13 protein-coding genes are annotated in these 13,200 nt (G+C 64.6%); 7 read left to right on the plus strand and 6 right to left on the minus strand.

What is annotated here, in order from left to right; translation table 11 throughout:
- The first annotated feature begins 46 nt into the window (after nt 1-46).
- Nucleotides 47-1,510 (plus strand): basic amino acid/polyamine antiporter, encoded by a 1,464-nt coding sequence (locus BJP07_RS06505; protein ID WP_071566695.1) that lies wholly within the window; start codon nt 47-49, stop codon nt 1,508-1,510.
- 16 nt (nt 1,511-1,526) lie between these two features.
- On the opposite strand, the gene BJP07_RS06510 is transcribed toward BJP07_RS06505, so the two are convergent.
- Together BJP07_RS06510 and BJP07_RS06515 are read right to left on the minus strand one after the other, a co-directional pair.
- Nucleotides 1,527-2,117, minus strand: coding sequence for a TetR/AcrR family transcriptional regulator (locus tag BJP07_RS06510; protein WP_177222534.1), 591 nt, complete (start codon nt 2,115-2,117; stop codon nt 1,527-1,529).
- Nucleotides 2,118-2,124: 7 nt separating this feature from the next.
- Nucleotides 2,125-2,871 carry a TSUP family transporter gene (locus BJP07_RS06515; protein ID WP_071566696.1) on the minus strand — a complete coding sequence of 249 codons (747 nt, stop codon included), beginning with the start codon at nt 2,869-2,871 and terminating at the stop codon, nt 2,125-2,127.
- Between the two features lie 25 nt (nt 2,872-2,896).
- Here BJP07_RS06515 and BJP07_RS06520 point away from each other — a divergent pair, with 25 nt between their 5' ends.
- Entirely contained in the window at nt 2,897-3,922 is a 1,026-nt protein-coding gene (locus BJP07_RS06520) for an AbrB family transcriptional regulator (RefSeq protein ID WP_071566697.1), read from the plus strand.
- 13 nt (nt 3,923-3,935) lie between these two features.
- Here the strand turns inward: BJP07_RS06520 and BJP07_RS06525 are convergent, their stop codons facing one another.
- A complete protein-coding gene (locus BJP07_RS06525) occupies nt 3,936-5,627 on the minus strand; it encodes a DUF885 domain-containing protein (RefSeq protein WP_071566698.1) in 1,692 nt (563 codons plus the stop codon).
- A 143-nt stretch (nt 5,628-5,770) separates the two neighbouring features.
- Here BJP07_RS06525 and BJP07_RS06530 point away from each other — a divergent pair, with 143 nt between their 5' ends.
- Both BJP07_RS06530 and BJP07_RS06535 read left to right on the plus strand, forming a co-directional pair.
- A complete protein-coding gene (locus tag BJP07_RS06530) occupies nt 5,771-6,841 on the plus strand; it encodes an ROK family transcriptional regulator (protein ID WP_071566699.1) in 1,071 nt (356 codons plus the stop codon).
- Between the two features lie 84 nt (nt 6,842-6,925).
- A complete protein-coding gene (locus BJP07_RS06535) occupies nt 6,926-8,218 on the plus strand; it encodes a dicarboxylate/amino acid:cation symporter (RefSeq protein WP_071566700.1) in 1,293 nt (430 codons plus the stop codon).
- 5 nt (nt 8,219-8,223) lie between these two features.
- Here BJP07_RS06535 and BJP07_RS06540 read toward each other — a convergent pair whose 3' ends face one another.
- Both BJP07_RS06540 and BJP07_RS06545 read right to left on the minus strand, forming a co-directional pair.
- Complete coding sequence (locus BJP07_RS06540; protein ID WP_083584130.1) at nt 8,224-8,847, minus strand: TetR/AcrR family transcriptional regulator; 624 nt, start codon at nt 8,845-8,847, stop codon at nt 8,224-8,226.
- 14 nt (nt 8,848-8,861) lie between these two features.
- Entirely contained in the window at nt 8,862-9,449 is a 588-nt protein-coding gene (locus tag BJP07_RS06545) for a TetR/AcrR family transcriptional regulator (protein ID WP_177222535.1), read from the minus strand.
- 51 nt (nt 9,450-9,500) lie between these two features.
- Here BJP07_RS06545 and BJP07_RS06550 point away from each other — a divergent pair, with 51 nt between their 5' ends.
- Entirely contained in the window at nt 9,501-10,820 is a 1,320-nt protein-coding gene (locus tag BJP07_RS06550) for a M20/M25/M40 family metallo-hydrolase (RefSeq protein WP_071566781.1), read from the plus strand.
- A 41-nt stretch (nt 10,821-10,861) separates the two neighbouring features.
- The gene (locus BJP07_RS06555; protein WP_071566703.1) at nt 10,862-11,392 is read left to right on the plus strand and encodes a hypothetical protein; all 531 of its coding nucleotides are present in this window, start codon (nt 10,862-10,864) and stop codon (nt 11,390-11,392) included.
- 3 nt (nt 11,393-11,395) lie between these two features.
- Here the strand turns inward: BJP07_RS06555 and BJP07_RS06560 are convergent, their stop codons facing one another.
- Nucleotides 11,396-12,565 carry an alpha-amylase family protein gene (locus BJP07_RS06560; RefSeq protein WP_071566704.1) on the minus strand — a complete coding sequence of 390 codons (1,170 nt, stop codon included), beginning with the start codon at nt 12,563-12,565 and terminating at the stop codon, nt 11,396-11,398.
- Nucleotides 12,566-12,615: 50 nt separating this feature from the next.
- On the opposite strand from BJP07_RS06560, the gene BJP07_RS06565 reads away from it, so the two are divergent.
- Nucleotides 12,616-13,191 (plus strand): TetR/AcrR family transcriptional regulator, encoded by a 576-nt coding sequence (locus BJP07_RS06565; RefSeq protein ID WP_071566705.1) that lies wholly within the window; start codon nt 12,616-12,618, stop codon nt 13,189-13,191.
- Nucleotides 13,192-13,200: the final 9 nt, after the last annotated feature.

A 13,200-nucleotide genomic window follows, 5' to 3' on the forward strand; every position in this document is an offset into this window, starting at 1 on the left:
CTCCTTCGACGCTTCACGGCTCTCATCATAAGGTAACTTATTCTCCATGACTAATGCCCCTTCACACACGGTGACCATGTGGACCTTGGTGTCACTCATTATTGGTTCCACCATTGGCTCCGGCATCTTTGCGTTGCCGCAAAATATTGGTTCCGTGGCAAGCCCCGGCGCAATGCTCATCGGCTGGGTGATCGCCGGGGTGGGCATGCTCTCCATCGCGTTCGTGTTCCAGATCCTGGCGCGGCGCAAACCGCACCTGGATTCGGGCGTGTACTCCTACGTGCGCGCGGGCCTCGGCGACTTCATCGGGTTCACCTCCGGCCTGGGCTACTGGCTGGGCTCCGTGATGGCGCAGGTCGGCTACGCCACCCTGTTCTTCTCCACGGTGGCCTACTACTTCGCCCCGCTGAATAACCGGTGGGTGCTCGCCGTGGCGGTCTCCGTGATGACGTGGGGCATCTTCATTATGCTGACCCGCGGCGTGAAGCAGGCGGCCGTGATGAACGTGGTCACCACGGTGGCCAAGCTGGTACCGATCCTCTGCTTCATCGTGCTGGTCGCCTTCCTCGGCTTCTCCTGGGACAAGTTCACCTTGGACTTCTGGGGCGAGGGCTCAACCATCCCGTTCTCGCAGCAACTGCAGGGCATCATGCTGTACACGGTGTGGGTGTTCATCGGTGTCGAGGGCGCCTCGGTGTACTCCAAGCAGGCCAAGACCCGCAAGGATGTGGGCCGCGCGACCATCATCGGCTTCCTGTCCGTGCTGTTGCTGCTGGTCCTGGTCTCCACGCTTTCCTACGGCGTGCTCACCCAGGAGGAACTGGCGGCACTTCCGGAGAACTCGATGGGTGCGGTGCTTGAGGCGGTCGTCGGCCCGTGGGGCGGCGTGTTCATCTCGATCGGCCTGTGCCTGTCCGTGCTGGGCGCGTACGTGTCCTGGCAGATGTTGTGCGCCGAACCGATCGTGCTCATGGCGAACGACGGCCTGCTGCCGCAGGTACTCGGCGTAGCCAACAAGGCGGGCTCCCCGTTCCGCGCGCAGCTGATTTCCACCGTGGTGATCCAGCTGTTCGTGATCATCTTCTTCGCCAACGAGACGTCCTATAACGCGATGGTGCAGCTGGCGACCATCATGTACCTGCTGCCGTACATCTTCTCCTCGCTGTACCTCATCCTGCTCGCGGTACGCGGCAAGGGGCTGACGCACCCGAACGCAGGTATCCGTTTCGACGACTCCGGCCCGGAGGTCAGCCGCCACGACAACCAGCGCCACCTCATCGTGGGCGCCGTCGGCTTCATCTACTCGATGTGGCTGATCTACGCCGCCGACCCGGTCTACGTGCTCTTCGGCGCACTCGCGGTGGTGCCGGGCATCATCCCGTACGCGTGGACGCGCATCGCTAACAAGGAGCGCCTCTTCAACAGTTTCGAGTGGGTTGTTGTGGCGATCGTGATCGCAGGCGCGATCGCGGCCGTGGTGGGACTGACCAACGGCTCCCTGCAGCTCTAGTCGGCTCTAGTCGGCTCTAGTCGTTTCTGCGGTCCGGGTCCACGGCGAGCTGTGGCCACAGGACCGTCGCGGTGTTTTCGGCGTGCCGCTCCGCGGACGCCTCGCTGAACGCCTGGCGCATGACAATGCCGCCGAGCAGCATCCCCACGAATGCGTACGGGTTGATGTTCGGGTTATACAGGCCCTTATCCATCCCCTTTCGGATCCCCTTCACCATCTGTTCGAGGATCTCGGTCTCGAGGCGCAGGCGCCACTGGGACACGAAGGGCTCCGCGCTAGCGATGATGGAGCCAATCAGCCGCACGCCCAGCTGTTCGTCGAGGTAGTGCTGCAGTTCAATCATGTATTTCACGAACTCGGCGCGTGTGGTGGGGAGGTAGATCGGGATCTGGATCGCGATCGAGTCCAGCGCCGCGGTGATCATCTCACGGCGGTCAGCGTAGCGGCGGTAGATCGTCGTCTTTGCGACGCCGCAGTCCGCCACGACTTCGTCGATCGTTACAGAATGCAAACCCCGATCGCGGGCGATGCTCAGCACCGACGCGAAAATTTTCTGCTCGGTTGCGGCCCTACGAGCCGGCCGAAGAATCTTCTGCTTCTGTTCCACGCCGTCATTATTGCACGAATTCTTGCCAGCCAAGCCGGGCGCAGAGAACAACGACGAGCGTCAACAAGGCGATACGGACCAATTTGGACCCGCCGTGCAGCACGGTGCGGGCCCCCAGCTGCGCGCCGATCACGTTCGCAATCGCCAGCGCGATGGCCAGCGACCAATCCACGTAGCCGCCAGCGATGAACACGCTGAGCGCTCCGATGTTCGTCGCCGTGTTCACCACCTTCGCCATCGCCGCGGATTCCAGGAAGGTCTGTGAGAAGACGGCCGTGAACGCCATGATGAGGAACATGCCGGTACCTGGGCCGAAGATGCCGTCGTAACCCCCGATGAGAAGTGCCACTGCGACGCCGAGCGCTACCCGGCGCGGGGTGATGATGCGGGTGCCTTCCGCGCCGAAGCTGGGCTTACACACGACGAAGATGCCCACTGCCAGCAGCAACACGATGATCAGTGGGCGCACCACGGAGTCGCTGACGAGCGCGACGGCGAGCGCTCCGCCCGCGGAGGCACACATTGCCGCGAGGGCGAACCCCCACGTGCAGCGCGGCACGCCGACTTTGCGCACCATGGTGACCGCGGCGGAGGAGGTACCGGTGAACGCCGCGAACTTATTCGTCGCCAGGACGGCGGCGGCAGGCATGCCGGTGGTCGACATCAACACCGGGATAAGCACCAGGCCGCCACCGCCGATGACGGCATCGATCCACCCGGCAACGAACGATGCAATCAGCAGGGCGATAATCATGCACTAAAGAGTAGTATCAACACCCATGCTTCGTTGGTGTGTTGTCGTTCCGATGTCTGTTGCTCTCGGTTGGGCGTTCAACGCACTGCATTTGCCGGCGGCGTGGATCCTGGGGGCGATCGTCGCCTCGGGAGCGGTGGCGCTGCGCAGTGGGCGCGACCTCCCCATCAACGAGTATTTGTTCCAGTTCACCCGCGGCGTGATCGGGGTGCTGGCGGCGCTGCCGCTGGTGGGGATCCCTCCGGCGCAACTCCTGCCGTTCCTGCCTCCTGGCCTGATGGCTGCGGCGAGCATGATCGGGTTGGCGTACGTGGGCGGCGCGGTGCTCGCGCGCAAGGGGGTCTCGCAGGAGACGGGGGTGTTGTCGCTGCTCGCGGGTGGTGCGTCGCTTATGCCGGTCATCGCGAAGGAGATAGGTGCCGACGTCCGCTACGTCGCCCTCACGCAGTACCTGCGCCTGCTCGTCGTGTCGATGACGCTGCCGGTGGTTGCCGGGCTCCTCACGACGACGCAAGGCTCCACCGCCGGGCACCTGGACCCCTACTGGTGGATGTGGCTGCTGGTGCCTGCGCTGGTGGTGGCGGGCCAGCCGATTGCAAAGGTGCTGCGGATCCCGAACCCTTCGATTTTCGGCCCGATGATTCTCACCGCCGTGGTGGGTTCCTTCATGGATGTGGTCATCGTGCCGCCGGAGCCGCTGAACATCGCGGCGTTTCTGTGCCTCGGGTGGGCGTGCGGCGGTGGCCTGTCGGTGCCGGCGTTGAAGCAGTTCTCCCGCCTGCTGCCGATCACGATCGGCTACATCGCGGGCCTCATGGCGGCCTGCGCCGGCGTGGGGTGGTTGCTGGCGCTGTGGCTGAATATCAGCTTTTACGAGGGCTACTTGGCCACCACGCCCGGCGCACTCGAGACGGTGCTGGCGCTGACCGCAGAAGGCGGGGTTGGCCCGGCGGTGGTGGCGATCCAGCTGATCCGCCTGATCTGCATCCTGCTGTTCGCCAGCTACCTGCCGAAGTTGGTCGGCAGGCAGAAGCGCAAACGGCAGCGTTAGAAGGGCTAGCGGCCTAGTTGTGGTGGTTGAGCACCTCGTGGGCCAGCATGTCCATCGGCATCGACCCGAGCTTGAGCGCCTTGTCGTGGAACTGGCGCAGCGTCATGCCCTGCTCTAGGGCGCTGTCGCGCAGGGAGCACCAGTCGCGGTAGCCGATGGCGTAGCTCGGCGCCTGGCCGGGCCAGCCCAGGTAGCGGTCCAGTTCGAAGGCGATGTGGGATTCGGGCATTGCGGAGTTGTCGCGCAGGAAGGCCTTGGCGTAGGCGGCGTCCCACACGCCGGTGCCGTCCGGGGTGGTCTTCTTCAGGTGGACGCCGATGTCGATCATGACGCGGGCGAGGCGGAGCCGGCGGGCGTCGAGAAGCCCCATGCGGAAGCCTGGGTCGTCGAAGTGTCCGTGCTTCCCCATGAGCTCCTCAGCGTAGAGTGCCCAGCCCTCGCCGTGCGCGGCGTTCCAACATGCGGTGCGGCGCCACAGGTTGAGGTCGTTGCGCTGCATGATTGCGGTGCCGATCTGCAGGTGGTGGCCCGGCACACCCTCGTGGAAGACGGTGGTGAGCTCCTGCCAGGTGTGGAAGACTTCTTGGCCTTCCGGGACGGACCACCACATGGTGCCGGGGCGGATCATGTCGTCGGATGGTGGGGTGTAGAAGATGCCGCCGGAGCCAGCTTCGTCGATCGCGCACTCGACTGTGTGCAGGCCTTCCGGGATGGTGACGTCGACGCCGTCGAGGTCCTGCATGACGGTCTCGTTGACGGAGTTCATCCACTCCAGCAGCGCGTCTGTGCCGCGCAGCGTGTAGCGCTCCTCCTCGTTGAGCCGCTTGTAGGCGCCCAGGATAGTGGCGTCGGGTCCGTAGAGCTTCTGCGCGAGCGCGCGCTGCTCAGCGACGGTTTCCTTCAGCTGCTCCTTGGCCCAGGTGTAGGCCTCGTCGAGGTTGATGTCGCGGCCGAGGAAGAACTCGGAGAAGAGCTCGTAGCGGTCGCGGCCGACGGCGTCGTCGTGGCGGCCGTGCGGCGCGAGTTCGGTGGACAGCCAGGTGGCCATCTCGTCGAAGGCCGCCTTCGCCTTTTCGACGACGGCCGAGTCCTCCGGCAGGCCGAGCTGGTCGAAGACGCTGTCGTCGTCGGCCAGATCACCGCACTGCTTGATGACGGCCTCGATCTGGCGATAGGTCGGCACGTTGCCTGCCGACGCCGCCTCCGAAAGCGACGTGCGGTAGCCCGCGAGCGCCGTCGGCACCTTGGACAGGCGTGACTCGATGTGCTCGAAGTCCTCCTTGCTCACCTTCGGCATCAGCGCGAAGGAGTCGCGGATGGTTTGGACCGGCGAGTCGATGTTGTTGAGCCGGCGCAGGTCTTCGCCCTGGTGGTGCAGCTCAAGTTTGAAAGCCATCCGGTCGCGCAGCAGCGCGGCGGTGAGGTTGTCGACGTCGTCGAAGTCGTCTTCGTCGTCGGAGACGTCCGTGGAGTCGTTGAGGGCGTCAACGTCGGCGACGACGTCGCGGATCCGGTCGGCGACGGCGTCGTGGTACTCCGGGCTGAAGTCCTGCAGGTCACCGTCGTGGCCTTCGAGGCCGATCTCCGTTGCCAGGGTGGGGATCAGCTCGGCGAGGTCGTAGAGAAAGTCTTCGCAGGTGGCGTCGAGAAGCGATGGCTCGCGTTCGGACTCGGACGCGTGCCCCTCAAGCAAAGGATTGGTCATGGGTAGGCAGTGTAACCGAGGGAGCCGAGTTCCGCGCACCCCTGCACCTCGGGCGCCACGGACAAACCGCATTGTCTACTAGGAGACCTCACTCCACCTTGGATACTGGACAAAGCGGTCTAGTTCCGGGTACATATATTCACATGCCCGCGACAAGGACTGCGTTCCATCACCCGACAACACCGGCCGCCAAGTGCCTGCACCTCATTCGCCTGCAGGAACAGTGCGTACGCCGCGACCTCATCGCAGCCACTGGCCTTTCGCAGCCAACTATCACCCGCGCCGTCGCCGCGCTGGCACAGTCTGGCTACATCGTGGAGCGCAGCGATCTCTCCGAGCCGGCCGGCCGGGGCCGCCCCACCATGCCCCTTGAGCTCGGGGAACCGAACTGGCTGTACGCCGGGGTGGCCGTCGGCACCCTGAGTACCTACATCGCACTTTTTGACCTCAAGGGGCGCACCCTGCGCAGCATCGACGTCGACATCCCGGTCGCACAGATGAGCCCGGACGACTTCGTGCAGCACATCATGGCGGGCCTGCACCGGCTCACCGCAGGAATGGGCCGCAAACTCGCAACCGTTGGCGTGACCGCCTCGGGCACGGTCAACGAGGACGGCGAGGTCACCGCGGCGAACCTCGGCTGGCACGGGGTCCCCATCCGCCAACAGATGCGCGAGCAATTCGGCGTGCCCGTCGAGGTCGCCTCCATCAGCCAGGCAATCGTCGGCTCGGAGATGCAGTCGAGCCTGGAGATCGACACCCCACCAGTGATGGCGCTGTTCGCCGACGACTCGCTGGCCTGCGCCATGTCAACGCCGACCGGCGTGATGCCCATCGACGTCGCCAGCGACCACCTGACCACGCAGGGACTCCTCAACTCCATCGGGCAGCCGACGATACAGTCGCTGCAGGAGGCCGTCGCGCTCGCAGAACAGCAGCCGACCACGCGCCAGGCGCTCGAACGCCGCGCCCGCGGGCTCGGCTCACTAGTGGCTACGCTTGCCGACGCCCACACCCCCAGCACCGTCGTCATCGCCGGAAGCGCATTCATCGACGACCCCCAGGCGCCCACGACGTTTGCCCGCACTGCGCTCAGCGAGGCCACGCACACCCCGCAGCTGCGCATGATCCCTTCGCACCGCGAGATCGTGCGGGACATCGCGCGCGCCGTCGCACTGGACAGAGTGCTGCGTGAACCGCTCTGTCTAGTCTAGATTTGACGCGTTTATAGAGGCTAGGTGTAGTGTTTAGCTTCGTTTAATACCGATTAGTCTATAAACCTACACCTGGAGAGCTTTATGCACCTTCCGAAGTGGATGACCGGGTTCGGCGCCCAAGTGATCGCCGGCCTGATCATCGGTCTCATCCTGGGACTCCTCGCCGCGGCCAACGACATCACCTGGCTCAGCGAAACGCTCAGCTGGGTCGGCGGCGCCTACGTGCAGCTGCTGAAACTGCTCATCCCGCCACTCGTGTTCACCGCGGTGGTCACCTCAATCGCGAACCTGCGCAAGGTCACAAACGCCGCGCGCCTCGCCTGGCAGACCCTGCTGTGGTTCGCCATCACGGCGTTCTTCTCTGTGGTCATCGGCATCATCGTCGGCGCCGTCATGCAGCCCGGCGCGAACTCGTCTGTCGACGCCTCCTCCGCCGCCGAACCAAGCGGCTCAGGTTCCTGGCTCGGCTTCCTCAACACCGTCATCCCCTCGAACTTCTTCGGGCTGGGCGCGAAGGTCTCAGAGACGAGCGCGTCGGTGAACTTCAACGTGCTGCAGATCCTCGTGATCTCCCTGCTCATTGGCATCGCCGCCATCAAGGCCGGCAAGGCGGCGGAGCCGTTCCTGCAGTTCTCCGCGTCCTTCCTGGAGGTCATCCAGGTGGTGCTGTGGTGGATCATCCGTCTGGCCCCGATTGGTTCCGCGGCGCTTATTGGTAAGGCGGTGGCCACCTACGGTTGGGAGGCGCTGGGCAACCTCGGCCAGTTCGTGTTGGCGATCTACGTGGGTCTCGCCCTGGTCATCTTTGTGCTGTACCCGGCTGTGCTGGCCGTCAATAAGGTGCCGGTCGGCGGATTCTTCCGACGCGTGTGGCCGGTGACCACCCTCGGCTTCGTCACGCGCTCCTCGATGGGCGTGATGCCGGTGAATCAGCGCACCGTTGAGGAATCGATGGGCGTGCCGCGCGAGTACGCGGCCTTCGCCATGCCGCTCGGCGCCACTACGAAGATGGACGGCTGCGCTTCCATCTACCCGGCGATCGCGGCACTGTTCGTCGCGCAGTTCTACGGCGTTGAACTGGGCGCGACGGACTACTTGCTCATCGTGATCGTTTCCGTGCTGGGCTCCGCGGCAACCGCGGGCACCACCGGCGCGACCGTCATGCTCACCCTGACGCTATCCACCCTTGGCCTGCCGCTGGCGGGTGTGGGCCTGCTGCTGGCCATCGAGCCGATCATCGACATGGGCCGCACCGCCGTCAACGTCACTGGTCAGGCGGTTGTCGCCGCCGTCGTGGCGAAGCGCGAAGGGATTTTGGACGAAACAATTTGGGACGCCGCACAAGACGGCGCCCCAGCTCCTCAGCGAGTGTAACAAGCTTACTGCTCGATATCCGCCCCACCGCTCGTCGCGCGCAGCGCGCCGATCACAAGCTCGAGCGCCGAACGGACGTTTTCCACACGTCGAGCAGTCTCCTCGTTCTCACGGTCGCGCAACATGCCGTCGATCAGGATGTCCTGCGTGCCTGCCGCCAGGAAGCGGGCGGTGTCGCGCTGCGTCTCCTCCGACAGCTCGATAGGGTTCCCCGCCTCGATCTGCGCAAAGATCTTCTTCAAGTAGGCGTCCGCCAAGATCTGGCAAATCTTTTCATTGAGCTGGCCATGCACCGAAGAGTTAATCAGGTGCTTCACCGCCTTGTCATAGCGCCCCAGATGATCTACCAGCCGTGCCACCTGGTCTGGGTACGTCTCGTCGATCACGATGTCGTCGACAAACGATTTGTACGCGGGCAAACAGATCTCGCAGGCTGCTGCCAGAATGAGCGCATCCTTGTCACGGAAGTGCTCATAACACGCCTGGCGGCTCACCTGCGCATACTTCACAATCTGGGAAAGCGAGAGCTCATCCACCCGGTAATGGAGCAGCAACTCCTTCGTCGCACCAAGTAATGCCGTCCGCGTACGAACCGCGCGTGGGTCCGTACTAAGTTCGCGTGATGTCATACCAGCAGGATACCTCACTGGGGCAGACCCATTGCCCTAGCAAACACCCCAAATACACTCATCGCGCGGCGCACCGCCTCGTCGTAGTTTTCCGACTCCGTCGCCGACTTCATAAAAATCGAAAACGCGCCCGAGCACAGGTAGGAAGCCACGTCAGCAGCCTCCTCATCAGTCATCGGAGTGACCTCGGAGCGCATCGAGTTCACCATGTCGTGCAACATCGGCATCTCAGGAGTGGTGAAGCAAGCCATCAGCGTGGCGTGGGCAGGGCCGTTAATCACATGGCTCAGCAGGCAACGCACCTCTGCGAGCTGCGTGAACAGCGCCTGCAGTGCCTGCGGCATCTCATGTGTCTTGTTGTACGTATCAATGTAATCGTTCACCGCGGGAGCCAGCGCACGCTGAATCGCGGCCTTCACGGCGGCGTCGCGGTCCTTGAAGTGCTCATAGAACACCTGACGGCTCATCCCAGCCGCAGTCACAATCTGGGACACCGTGATGTCCTCAACTCGACGCTCATTCAACAGCTCGGTAGTCGTTCTAATGATTGCGTTTCGCGTCTTCACAGCGCGAGGGTCCTGGCTGAGTTCCCTTCTCGCCATCGGACACCAACTCCTCTCCCAATCGACCGCAAAACACATAATATGCCAGTCATGGACCTACATAGTGCAACAGTGGATCTATTACAAAACCTCCTCCAAAATACGTGTGTCAACGACTTAACCCCCACTTCGGGGGGAGAATACCGCAATGCGGCCGCCCTTGAGGAGTTCTTTGAGGGTACTCCCGTGCGGGTCCAAAAGTTTGAACCCGCAGCTGGGCGCGTCTCCATCGCGTTCACCATCGAAGGCACCGACCCGACCGCAGAACCCCTCACACTGCTCGGGCACACCGACGTAGTGCCCGTCGATAAGGAGCAATGGACCAAGGACCCCTTCGGCGCCGAGATTATCGACGGCCGACTCTACGGCCGTGGCGCCACCGACATGCTCTACATCACGGCCGCGATGGCCGCCGCCACCCGCGACGTGGCACTCAGCGGGAAGCGCCCGCGGGGCACGCTGACCTTCGTGGGGGTGGCGGACGAGGAGGCACGCGGCGGACTCGGCGCCGGGCACCTCTCGCAGCTGGACCCGGAACCGTTTAGCTGGAAGAACTGCCTCTCGGAGGAAGGCGGTTCCCACCTGCCGGTGCGTGACGGCTCGGACGCGATCGTCGTCGTCATTGGTGAGAAGGGTGCGGCGCAGCGCCGCCTCGTGGTGCGCGGGGACGCAGGACACGGCTCCACCCCGCACGGCCGCGACATGGCCGTCACCAAGATTGGGGAGGTGGCTCGCCGCATCGCTTCGGTGCAGCCCTCCGTGACCACGGAACAGCCCTGGCCTGACTACATCCGCGCCTGGAAGTTCGACCCCGAGACCGAGGCCGCTCTGCTGCGCGGCGAGGGATACGAGGCGCTGGGCGATCTGGCGCGCTACTCGCACGCCATGAGTCACCTGAGTATTGCGCCCACGGTGCTGCGCGCGGGCGAGGCTATCAACGTGCTGCCATCCGTGGCTTACATGGAGCTGGACATCCGCCCGCTGCCCGGCCAGAGCCAGGAGTGGATCGACGAGCAGCTGCGCGAGGCGCTCGGCGACCTGGCGGACGAGGTAGAGATCCAGCACCTCATCACCGAGGACGCCACCATCTCCCCCACCGACTCGCCACTGTATGAGGCCATTTGTGACACCTACGCCGAGTTCTTCCCCGACGCGGTGGTGGTCCCGACCATCGCCGCCGGCGGCTCGGACCTGCGCTTCGCGCGCCGCAAGGGCGGGGTGGGCTACGGCTTCGCGCTGCACGCCCGGGAACGCCACCTGGGCAAGGTGCTGGACCTGTTGCACGGCCACGACGAATACGTGGATATCGAGGACGTTCACCTCACCGTGGACGCCTACCGCAGCCTGATCCGACGCTTCCTCGGCGCCTAAACGGGTGTGACAGGTGGGACTGGTGTGACATACTGGCGGGCATGAAAATTCGTACAGCTGCACTCACTGCACTCATGGCAGCCACGCTCTCAACTGGTGTGGCAGGCGCAGACGCCATCGACGACGCCCTGGCCAAACTGCCCGCGGGCCAGATCTCCTGCGACCAGGCATCCCGCTACTGGACCAACGACGCCGACTTCAACGCCAAGAAGCGCCAGGCCCAGACCATCGCGGCCTTCGACCGCCGCGGCCCCCAAATCCAGGCCGCGCTCGGCCGCGTAGAAGAGGCCGCCAACCGCTGCGGCCTGCGCGGCACCAGCGGCAGCCCGGCAAACACGCAACGCCAGCCTGCACAGCCCGCCCAGCCCGCTCCAGCCCAGCCGACCCCGGCACCGGCACCCGCGCCGGCCCCAGCGCCGCAAGGCACACCCGTGATCACGCTGGCGCCCGCCAACGTGCCCACCTTCGATCTGCCAGTCGCGGGTGCGGTCACGCTGCGCCTGCCGGACCTGGCCGTCATCGTCCAGGAACTGCTGGCCAAGCACGCAGCTGGTTCCTCCCTGCCGTTCTAGCGGTTAGACAGCGGACCACTCGTAGCAGGTCTCGCCCCCAGCCATGATTCGCACGCCCGGCGCGGGATCGAGCCAGGCGGTCACCGACGCGCGTTCCGAACCGGATTCGAGCGCCACGGTGATCGCCTCGTTTGTTTTGTCGGTCACTTCGAGGGTGGCGGTTTCGAGCCAGCGGTGGTTGCGTCGAAAAGCGATGAGCTTCTTGTGCTCCTCGAAGATCCACTGACCCAGGCTCGAAAGCTCCGCGGGGCTGGCTGGCAGCGGCGGACGCACCGAATCGTCGGCAGCGAAGCCCTCCGCGCGCAGGCCCTCGAAGCCCTGCTCATCGCCGTAGTAGATGCTGGGCATGCCGGGCAGCGCCATGAGCAGCGCCGTGGCCACGAGCGCGCCGTCCTGCCCTACCTTCGAGGCAATCCGGTCCACGTCATGGTTGCCGACGAACGTATTCGGCACCATGTGCTCGCACAGGTCACGGTGGCGACCCAGCGCGTGGTCGAGCTCCCAGAAGTTCACATCCTTGATAGAAGACCACAGTGCCTTCCACAGCTCGTACTGGGTGACGGTGTCCAAGGTTCCTGCGGCGGCGATCTCCGCGTAGTCGCCGTGGATGACCTCGCCCAGGAAGAGCGCGTCCGGGAAGCGCTCGCGCACGCGCGCCAGGACGGTGCGCCAGAACTCCGGCGGCACTGAGTAGGCAACGTCCAGGCGCCAGCCCGTGATGCCGCGCTCGAGCCAGTAGCACATGACGTCGGTGACCAGGTCCACCACGCGCGGGTCTTCGTGGTGCAAGGTGGCGAGCTCGCCGTGGCCCTCCCAGTTGGTGTCGCCGGCCAGGCCCTGCTGCACAAGCGGGTGGGTGCACGCGACGTGGTTGAACACGCCGTCGAGCATCACATGGATGCCACGCTCGCGGCAGGCGGCCATGAGGTGGTCGAAGTCCTCGTTGGTGCCCAGGCGCGGGTCGATCTGGAAGTGGTCAAGGGTGTCGTAGCCGTGGGTGACGGAGGAGAAAATCGGGCCGAGCAGCAGCCCATTGCAGCCGAGCTCGATCAGGTAGCCCAACCAGGACTCGAGCTGACGCAGGCGCGGCGCTGCGTCGTGCTCCTCGCGGATCGGTGCGCCGGTGGCGCCCAGGGGGTAGACGTGCCACCAGATGATGTCTGACGTGGACAAGTTCCTCACACTTTCTATTGAGCAAAACTCAGTACTGTAGGGTGGTGTCCATGACTCAACAACGACGGAGGCTCAGCGTCGAGCAACGCCAGGAAGAAATCCTCGCCGCTGCCACGGACATCTTCTCCACCACACCTTACGTGGAAGTTTCCACCCAAGACATCGCCGACGCCTGCCAAGTCTCCCAGGGCCTCCTCTTCCACTACTTCGAATCCAAGGCAGGGCTCTACACCGCCTTCCTCAAAGCACACTCCCAACCGCTTTTCGACGCCCACCTCGACCCCAAAGCCGACACCCCTGAAGCCCTCCGCAGCACCCTGGAGCGCTACCTCGACCACGTCGCCGAGCACCCATTCGTGTGGCTCGCCGGGCGCCGCGGCGGCGCCGAACCCACCGAAGCCATCAACCTGCGCATTGAGATGCGCGACGCCTCCGTCGAAACGCTGTGTACCCTGTTGGGAAGCCACGACGAGCACACCGAACGCGCCGCCTCCGGAATGCTCGGCTTCCTCGACGCCGTCTGCATCGACTGGGTCGACGAAGGCTGCCCCGCCGCCGAACGCGACGACATCATCGACACAGCCATCGGCGCACTCACGGGGGCACTCGCCACTACACGCAAGTAGTACTTCAAG

This window comes from Corynebacterium sp. NML130628 (assembly GCF_001875665.1).
In the GTDB taxonomy this organism is placed as follows: domain Bacteria; phylum Actinomycetota; class Actinomycetes; order Mycobacteriales; family Mycobacteriaceae; genus Corynebacterium.

Excerpts from the sequence above, each read along its gene's own strand:
- BJP07_RS06520 (WP_071566697.1), top strand. The coding sequence starts at position 2,897 with ATGCTTCGTTGGTGTGTTGTCGTTCCGATGTCTGTTGCTCTCGGTTGG.
- BJP07_RS06530 (WP_071566699.1), top strand. The coding sequence starts at position 5,771 with ATGCCCGCGACAAGGACTGCGTTCCATCACCCGACAACACCGGCCGCC.
- BJP07_RS06555 (WP_071566703.1), top strand. The coding sequence starts at position 10,862 with ATGAAAATTCGTACAGCTGCACTCACTGCACTCATGGCAGCCACGCTC.
- BJP07_RS06535 (WP_071566700.1), top strand. The coding sequence starts at position 6,926 with ATGCACCTTCCGAAGTGGATGACCGGGTTCGGCGCCCAAGTGATCGCC.
- BJP07_RS06505 (WP_071566695.1), top strand. The coding sequence starts at position 47 with ATGACTAATGCCCCTTCACACACGGTGACCATGTGGACCTTGGTGTCA.
- BJP07_RS06545 (WP_177222535.1), bottom strand. The coding sequence starts at position 9,449 with ATGGCGAGAAGGGAACTCAGCCAGGACCCTCGCGCTGTGAAGACGCGA.
- BJP07_RS06565 (WP_071566705.1), top strand. The coding sequence starts at position 12,616 with ATGACTCAACAACGACGGAGGCTCAGCGTCGAGCAACGCCAGGAAGAA.
- BJP07_RS06515 (WP_071566696.1), bottom strand. The coding sequence starts at position 2,871 with ATGATTATCGCCCTGCTGATTGCATCGTTCGTTGCCGGGTGGATCGAT.
- BJP07_RS06525 (WP_071566698.1), bottom strand. The coding sequence starts at position 5,627 with ATGACCAATCCTTTGCTTGAGGGGCACGCGTCCGAGTCCGAACGCGAG.
- BJP07_RS06540 (WP_083584130.1), bottom strand. The coding sequence starts at position 8,847 with ATGACATCACGCGAACTTAGTACGGACCCACGCGCGGTTCGTACGCGG.
- BJP07_RS06550 (WP_071566781.1), top strand. The coding sequence starts at position 9,501 with ATGGACCTACATAGTGCAACAGTGGATCTATTACAAAACCTCCTCCAA.